The sequence below is a fragment of the Nocardioides sp. ChNu-99 genome (assembly GCF_029493445.1).
Classification (GTDB): domain Bacteria; phylum Actinomycetota; class Actinomycetes; order Propionibacteriales; family Nocardioidaceae; genus Nocardioides.
Map to the genome: position 1 here is coordinate 23530 of NZ_JAHWBL010000040.1, position 7124 is coordinate 30653.

Consider the following 7124-nt stretch of genomic DNA (forward strand, 5'->3'; position numbering starts at 1 on the left):
CGAGACGCCTACACGTCGTAGTAGACGAGGGCGCGGTCAGCGCGGGTCGGCGGGGTGGAGCGCCAGCAGCGAGCGCGAGCGCGCGTGGGACTCGCAGTGGCGCACGAGCTCGTCGTACCCCGCCTGCCCCATCAGCGCGACCAGCTCCGCGGCGCTCGTGCGGTAGAGCGGCTCCGGGGCGACGTGGGCGACGGGGTTGCCGGTGCAGTACCAGTCGAGGTCGTGCCCGCCCGGCCCCCAGCCGCGCCGGTCGTACTCGCCGATGGACACCTCGAGGTACGACGACCCGTCCGGCCGCTCCACGTCGCGGTAGGTACGGCGCAGCGGCAGCTGCCAGCACACGTCGGGCTTGGTCTCGAGCGGCTCGAGCCCCTCGCGCAGCGCGAGGGCGTGCAGCGCGCAGCCCTCCCCGCCGGCGAAGCCGGGGCGGTTCGCGAAGACGCACGCCTCCTGGCCGTCGACCACCGTGGTGCGGGTCTTGCGGGCGCCCTCCTCGTCGGTGGTCACCCAGGCGTCGCGGGCCACCGAGCGCCCGGCGGGCCGCTGCTGCCACAGGTCGGCGTCGAGGAGGGTCACGAAGGTGGCGACGCGCTCCTCGTCCCCGTCGTCGGAGAAGTGGGCGCCCAGGGTGCAGCACCCCACGTCCGGCGACGTCGCGTAGATCCCGGCGCACCCGCGCCCGAAGATGCAGGTGTACGCCGAGGTCAGCCACGTCAGGTCGCAGCGGAAGACCTGGTCGGCGTCGTCGGGGTCGCCGAACTCGACCCAGGCGCGCGGGAAGTCGAGCGGCACCTCGACGCCGCGGTCGGGGGACGCGGGGAGGGGGGAGGGCACCCGGGCAGCCTATGCCGCCGGCGTCGGCCCCCGGCGCTACCGTTGCGCCCATGAGGTTGGGAGTGCTCGACATCGGCTCGAACACGGGGCACCTGCTCGTGGTCGACGCCCACGGCGGCGCGGCGCCGCTGCCGGCGTACTCCTACAAGGAGCCGCTGCGCCTCGCGGAGCACCTCGACGCCTCGGGGGCGGTGAGCCCGACGGGCATCGACGCGCTGGCCGACTTCACCCGCCAGGCCCAGGTCGTGGCGGAGGACAAGGGCTGCGAGGAGATGCTGGCGTTCGCGACGTCGGCGGTGCGGGACGCGACGAACTCCGACGCCGTGCTGGCCGAGGTCGCCGAGCGCACGGGTGTGCGGCTGTCGGTGCTGTCCGGGGCCGACGAGGCGCGGCTGACCTTCCTCGCGGTGCGGCGCTGGTTCGGCTGGTCCGCCGGCCGGCTCGTCGTCTTCGACATCGGCGGCGGGTCGCTGGAGATCGCCGGTGGCGCGAACGAGGCGCCCGACGTCGCGTGGTCGCTGCCGCTGGGGGCGGCCCGGCTCTCGCGTGAGTTCTTCGCCCACGGGGCCCCCGACGAGGAGCACGTCCGCGCCCTGCGCAAGCGCATCCGCGCCGAGATCGCCCGCGACGCGGGCAACCTCCTGCGGGCGGGTACGCCGGACCGCGCGGCCGCCACGTCCAAGACATTCCGCTCGCTCGCCCGGATCTGCGGTGCGCCGGGCTCCTCCGAGGGCCAGCTGGTGCCCCGGGTGCTGCCCGCGGCCGAGCTGGCGGAGTGGATCCCCAAGCTGATGGAGATGGGGCACGACGAGCTCGCGGCCCTGCCGGGCGTCTCGCCGAGCCGCACCCACCAGATCGTGCCGGGGGCGCTGGTCGCCGACGCGGTGATGGACATCTTCGGGCTCGAGGGCCTCGAGGTCTGCCCGTGGGCCCTGCGGGAGGGCGTCATCCTGGAGCGCTTCGACCAGCTGAGCGTCCTCGGGTGAGGACCGGCTGATGGTCGTCGGGCTGTCGACCTCCTCGACGTACCCCGAGTCGACGGCGCACGCGTTCGCGTACGCCGCCGAGGTGGGCTACGACGCCGTCGAGGTCATGGTCGGCATCGACGCCCTCAGCCAGCAGGTCTCGGCGGTCGAGCAGCTCGCGCAGCACCACGACGTGCCGGTCTGCGCGGTCCACGCCCCGTGCCTGCTCTTCACGCAGGCGGTCTGGGGCCTCGAGCCGTGGGGCAAGCTCGAGCGCTCGGCCGAGATGGCGAGGGCGCTCGGCGCCGACGTCGTCGTGGTGCACCCGCCGTTCCGCTGGCAGCGGGAGTACGCGCGGGACTTCGTCGACGGCATCGCGGCGCTCGAGGAGTCGAGCGGGATCGCGTTCGCGGTGGAGAACATGTACCCGTGGAAGGCCACGCCGCGGAAGGGCACGACGCGCGGCATGGAGGTCTACGCGCCGGGGTGGGACCCGTCGGCGGAGAACTACGCGAACACCACGATCGACCTGTCCCACGCCGCCATCGCGGGCTCCGACCCGATCGCCATGGCCGACCGGCTCGGGTCGCGGCTGCGCCACCTCCACCTGACCGACGGCACCGGGTCGGCCAAGGACGAGCACCTGGTGCCGGGGCGCGGCGTGATGGGCGCGGCCGACCTGCTGCGCCACCTCGCCGGGCAGGGCTTCGAGGGCCACGTGGTGCTCGAGATCAACACCCGCAAGGCCGCCGACCGCGACGCGCGGCTGGCCGACCTGGCGGAGTCCCTGGCCTTCGCACGCGAGCACCTCGCCGTCCGCGAGGTGTGAGCCGGGTCACGGACCGGTCGTCGGTGGCTGGAGCCGTCCGGGTAGCGTGACGCCATGCCCGTGCTCCGCCGCCCGCTCCTCGCGCTCGCGCGCAGCGGTCGGGTGAAGGAGGCGTTGACGACGCTGCCGGTGGCCTCGTCCGTCGTCCGCGGCTACGTGCCGGGGGAGTCGACCGACGACGCGATCGGCGCCACGACCCGTCTCCTCGACGACGGGCTGGCCGTCACGATCGACCACCTGGGCGAGGACACGCTGGACGCCGAGCAGGCCGAGGCGACGACCCGCGTCTACCTGCACCTGCTCGACCAGCTCGCCGCCCACGGGCTCGCCCGCCGGGCCGAGGTGTCGCTGAAGCTCAGCGCCGTGGGCCGTGCGCTGCCCGGCACCGGCACCGACCTCGCCCTGGAGAACGCGCACCGCGTCTGCGAGGCCGCCCGCGCCGTCGGCACCACCGTCACCCTCGACATGGAGGACCACACCGGCGTCGACGCCACCCTCACCATCCTGCGCGAGCTGCGCCGCGAGCACCCGGACACGGGCGCCGTGCTGCAGGCCTACCTGCGCCGTACCGAGGCCGACGCCCGCGACCTCGCCTACGAGGGGTCGCGGGTGCGCCTGTGCAAGGGCGCGTACGACGAGCCCTCCGGCGTCGCGTTCCAGACGCGCGAGGAGGTCGACCGCGCGTTCGTGCGCTGCCTGCGCATCCTCATGGCCGGGCAGGGCTACCCGATGGTCGCCACCCACGACCCCCGGCTGATCCGGATCGCGGGCTCGCTCGCGAGCCGCCACGGGCGCCACCGCGGCACGTACGAGTACCAGATGCTCTACGGCATCCGGCCCGAGGAGCAGCGCCGGCTGGCCGCCGAGGGCGAGACCGTGCGGGTCTACGTGCCCTACGGCACCGACTGGTACGGCTACCTGACCCGCCGGCTCGCCGAGCGCCCGCAGAACCTGTCACTCTTCGTCACGTCGTTGATCTCGAAGAAGTGACGTCGGGCCCGCCCCGGCGCCGCGAACAGGAGCCGTGGAGCACGTGACCGCCTCGACCTCGTCCCTCACCGCCATCATCGGCGCCGGCGTCATGGGGGAGACCCTCCTCTCCGGCCTGCTGCGGGCCGGCCGACCGGCCGACCGGCTGCTGGTGGGCGAGAAGCGCCCCGAGCGGGGCGAGGAGCTGCGCGCGCGCTACGGCGTCGAGGTGCTCGACAACGTGGAGGCCGCACGGCGCGCCGACACGGTCGCGCTCGTAGTGAAGCCGCAGGACATGGGTGCCGTCCTCGAGCAGGTCTCCCCGGTGCTGCGCCCCGGCCAGCTGGTCGTCTCGCTCGCCGCGGGCACCACGACCGCGTACGTCGAGGCGCGGGTCCCCCAGGGCGTCGCCGTCGTGCGCGTCATGCCCAACACCCCGGCGCTGGTCGACGAGGGGATGGCCGCCATCTCCGGCGGGCGCCACGCCAGCGAGGAGCAGCTCGCGGAGGTCGAGGGCCTCCTGAGCGCCACGGGCAAGGTGCTGCGCGTCCCCGAGGCGCAGCAGGACGCGGTGACCGCGATCTCCGGCTCCGGGCCCGCCTACCTCTTCTACGTCGTCGAGTCGATGATCGAGGCCGGCGTGCACCTCGGCCTGCCCCGCACGACCGCCACCGACCTCGTCGTGCAGACCGTCGTCGGCTCCGCCACGATGCTGCGCGAGACCGGCACCCACCCCACGGTCCTGCGCGAGCAGGTCACCTCCCCGGCGGGCACCACGGCCGCCGCGCTGCGCGAGCTGGAGATCCACAAGGTGCGCGCCGCGTTCCTCGCCGCCATGGAGGCCGCGCGCAACCGGTCGGCCGAGCTCGGCTCCTGAGGCGTCGGGCGCGCGTCAGGCCGAGGGTTCAGGCCGCGGCGAAGTCGAGCGCGTCGAGGCTGCGCACGCGGCGCACGCCGGCGGTGGGGTGCTCGTCGTACCGGTCGAGGAGGACGGCGCGCAGGCCGGCCCGGGCGGCGCCGCGCACGTCGTTCGCCAGCGAGTCGCCGACCATGAGGGTCGCGCCGACGGGGGTGCCCAGGTGGGCGCACGCCGCGGCGTACGCGCGGGCGTCGGGCTTGGCCGCCCGCAGCGCCGAGGAGGCGAGCACCGGGGCGTCGAGGGCGTCGAGCACGGGCGCGAGCCCGACGCGCTCGACCTTGCTGCGCTGCCGGCGCAGGTCGCCGTTGGTCAGCACGCCCACCGCGAGGCCGGCGGCGTGCGCCCGCTCCAGCGCCCGCCGGGCGTCGGCGAAGGCCCGCCACGCCGCGCGGTAGGCCGTGGAGAACCCCGCGAAGGCCTCGTCGGCGGCGGCGTCCTCGCGCAGGTCGAGGTGGGGCACGAAGGCACGGACGCGCGCACGTCGCTGCTCCGCGAAGGTCAGCTCGCCGCGCTGGTACGCCGCGTGGTGCCGCATCTCGAGCAGCGTCCACCGCTCGGCGAGCTCGGCCGGCGTGCCCGGCAGCCCCAGCCCTGCGGCCCACGCCACGAGACCCGCCCGCGCCGCGCCGCGGTGGTCCACGAGGGTGTCGTCGAGGTCGAAGAGGACCGCGGCGAGCGGGAGTCGGGGAGCCACCCGCGGGAGTGTGCCAGCGGCCGCCGACACCCTGCATCCTGTGCGGTTCCTGTGGGCGAATCCCACCGGTGTGAGTACCGCCTGAGCAGCGGGTTCAAGCCGACACGCCGAGGAAGTGGAGATTTCCGGCGAATGCCACTCCCCAGGAGTCACATCAGGCTCTATTCTCACGCCAACCCCTCGCGTGTGGAGCCGGCCCGGATGGTCGGCGCGCGTCCGGGCAGAAAGCGGTGCACGATGGCCCTGCACGACGGTCCTTCCGGCGACATCTCGGGGGTCAAGTTCCTGACCGTCGCCGAGGTCGCCTCGGTGATGCGCGTCTCCAAGATGACGGTCTACCGTCTCGTCCACAACGGCGAGCTCCCCGCGGTGCGGGTCGGCCGCTCCTTCCGCGTGGAGGAGAAGGACGTCGACGAGTACCTGCGGAGCAGCTTCTACGACGCCGGCTGAGCGCGCCCGCGGTCCACGCCACGGCCTCGTTTCGGCGCCTCGGGGTGGTCCCGCTAGGCTGAGGTCCGGCCATCCCGCGTCCCGCGTGGGTGGGCAACCGTTCGTGAAAGGTTCTCCGTGGGTTCTGTCATCAAGAAGCGGCGCAAGCGCATGGCCAAGAAGAAGCACCGCAAGCTGCTCAAGAAGACGCGCGTCCAGCGCCGCAAGCTCGGCAAGTGAGCCCCGCGGGGGCTCCGTCTGCGAGGTGAACCGGTGGGCAAGGTCGTCCTCGTCACCGGCGTCTCCCGAGACCTCGGTCGACGTTTCGCACGTGCGATCGCGGACGACCCTGCCGTCGACCGCGTCATCGGTGTCGACGTCGTGCCCCCGCGCGGTGACATCGGCCCGATCTCCTTCGTGCGGGCCGACATCCGCACCCCCGTCATCGCCAAGGTCATGGCGCGGGAGGACGTCGACACCGTCGTCCACATGAGCGTGATCGCGACACCCGGTGCCACCGGGGGTCGCAACGCCATGAAGGAGCTCAACGTCATCGGGACGATGCAGCTCCTGGCCGCCTGCCAGAAGGTCGAGTCGGTGGAGCACGTCGTCGTGAAGTCGACGACGGCGGTGTACGGCGCGACCAGCCGCGACCCCGCGATGTTCACCGAGGCGTTCGAGCCGCGCGTCGCGCGCGGCGGCTACGCCAAGGACGCCCAGGAGGTCGAGGGCTACGTCCGCGGCTTCGCGCGTCGTCGGCCGAACGTGCGCGTCCTCATGCTGCGCATGGCCAACGTGCTCGGTCCGGGCGTGCAGAGCCCCATGACGTCGTACCTGCGACTCCCCGTGGTGCCGACCGTGCTCGGCTTCGACCCCCGCCTGCAGTTCCTCCACGCCGACGACCTCGTCGCCGCCCTGCGCCACGGCGTGCTGAGCGACGTCGCGGGCACCTTCAACGTCGCCGGCGACGGCGTGCTGACCCTGCGGCAGGCGCTCCGGCGGATGCAGCGACCCACGGTCGCGCTGCCGCCCGCCGCCCTCACCGGCATCGGCCAGCTCGTGCGTCGCGTCCGGCTGGCGGAGCTCTCGCCCGAGCTCCTCGCCCTGCTCACCTACGGCCGGGGTGTCGACACCTCGCGCTGCCGCGACGAGCTCGGCTTCCGTCCCGACTTCACGACCGCCGAGGCGCTCGCGGACTTCGCGGCCGACCTCGCCCCCACCTTCGCCGCGCCCGACCTGGTCCTCGGCTCCCTCGAGGACCGGCTGCGCAGCCGCGCGGCCGTGGCGGCGCCGCCCGCCGAGGCGGGCTCCGCGACCGACACCGGCGTGGTCCGACCGTTCGTGCCCCCAGGAGGCAGCCGTGGGTGACGCCGACATCATCCCGATCGGGACGCGCGGCCGCCCGGGCCGCGGCTCCGGCGGGAACCGCCCCTCCGCCCCCGCCCGGGACCTCGCCGGCGGGCGGGCGGGCGCCCGCCGTACGCC

General features: G+C 74.3%; 9 protein-coding genes. 7 read left to right on the forward strand and 2 right to left on the reverse strand.

Annotated elements, in window-relative coordinates; all coding sequences use genetic code 11:
* Positions 1-36: 36 nt before the first annotated feature.
* Entirely contained in the window at positions 37-834 is a 798-nt protein-coding gene (locus tag KK617_RS13310; protein ID WP_277500541.1) for a hypothetical protein, read from the reverse strand.
* A 50-nt stretch (positions 835-884) separates the two neighbouring features.
* Here KK617_RS13310 and KK617_RS13315 point away from each other — a divergent pair, with 50 nt between their 5' ends.
* Genes KK617_RS13315 through proC form a run of 4 tightly spaced genes read left to right on the forward strand, consistent with a single transcriptional unit; the run spans position 885 to position 4474 of the window.
* Entirely contained in the window at positions 885-1820 is a 936-nt protein-coding gene (locus tag KK617_RS13315) for a Ppx/GppA phosphatase family protein (RefSeq protein WP_277500542.1), read from the forward strand.
* A gap of 10 nt (positions 1821-1830) precedes the next feature.
* Positions 1831-2628 carry a sugar phosphate isomerase/epimerase gene (locus KK617_RS13320; protein WP_277500543.1) on the forward strand — a complete coding sequence of 266 codons (798 nt, stop codon included), beginning with the start codon at positions 1831-1833 and terminating at the stop codon, positions 2626-2628.
* 54 nt (positions 2629-2682) lie between these two features.
* On the forward strand, positions 2683-3618 hold the full coding sequence (locus KK617_RS13325; protein ID WP_277500544.1) for a proline dehydrogenase family protein: 936 nt from the start codon (positions 2683-2685) through the stop codon (positions 3616-3618).
* A 43-nt stretch (positions 3619-3661) separates the two neighbouring features.
* Positions 3662-4474: a pyrroline-5-carboxylate reductase gene (gene proC, locus KK617_RS13330; RefSeq protein WP_277500545.1), complete on the forward strand. Its 813-nt coding sequence runs from the start codon at positions 3662-3664 to the stop codon at positions 4472-4474.
* A 28-nt stretch (positions 4475-4502) separates the two neighbouring features.
* Here proC and KK617_RS13335 read toward each other — a convergent pair whose 3' ends face one another.
* Positions 4503-5210 carry an HAD family hydrolase gene (locus tag KK617_RS13335; RefSeq protein ID WP_277500546.1) on the reverse strand — a complete coding sequence of 236 codons (708 nt, stop codon included), beginning with the start codon at positions 5208-5210 and terminating at the stop codon, positions 4503-4505.
* 237 nt (positions 5211-5447) lie between these two features.
* Between KK617_RS13335 and KK617_RS13340 the strand changes: the two genes are divergently transcribed.
* The 3 genes from KK617_RS13340 (at position 5448) to KK617_RS13350 (ending at position 7007) form a co-directional block, all read left to right on the forward strand.
* A complete protein-coding gene (locus KK617_RS13340) occupies positions 5448-5660 on the forward strand; it encodes a helix-turn-helix domain-containing protein (RefSeq protein ID WP_277500547.1) in 213 nt (70 codons plus the stop codon).
* Between the two features lie 117 nt (positions 5661-5777).
* Entirely contained in the window at positions 5778-5879 is a 102-nt protein-coding gene (locus KK617_RS13345; RefSeq protein WP_008356322.1) for an AURKAIP1/COX24 domain-containing protein, read from the forward strand.
* A gap of 33 nt (positions 5880-5912) precedes the next feature.
* Positions 5913-7007: an NAD-dependent epimerase/dehydratase family protein gene (locus tag KK617_RS13350; RefSeq protein WP_277500559.1), complete on the forward strand. Its 1095-nt coding sequence runs from the start codon at positions 5913-5915 to the stop codon at positions 7005-7007.
* Positions 7008-7124 lie beyond the last annotated feature (117 nt).

Bases quoted from the DNA above. Each gene is read 5' to 3' on its own strand.
- KK617_RS13315 (WP_277500542.1), top strand. From the start codon at position 885: ATGAGGTTGGGAGTGCTCGACATCGGCTCGAACACGGGGCACCTGCTC.
- KK617_RS13320 (WP_277500543.1), top strand. From the start codon at position 1,831: ATGGTCGTCGGGCTGTCGACCTCCTCGACGTACCCCGAGTCGACGGCG.
- KK617_RS13325 (WP_277500544.1), top strand. From the start codon at position 2,683: ATGCCCGTGCTCCGCCGCCCGCTCCTCGCGCTCGCGCGCAGCGGTCGG.
- KK617_RS13340 (WP_277500547.1), top strand. From the start codon at position 5,448: ATGGCCCTGCACGACGGTCCTTCCGGCGACATCTCGGGGGTCAAGTTC.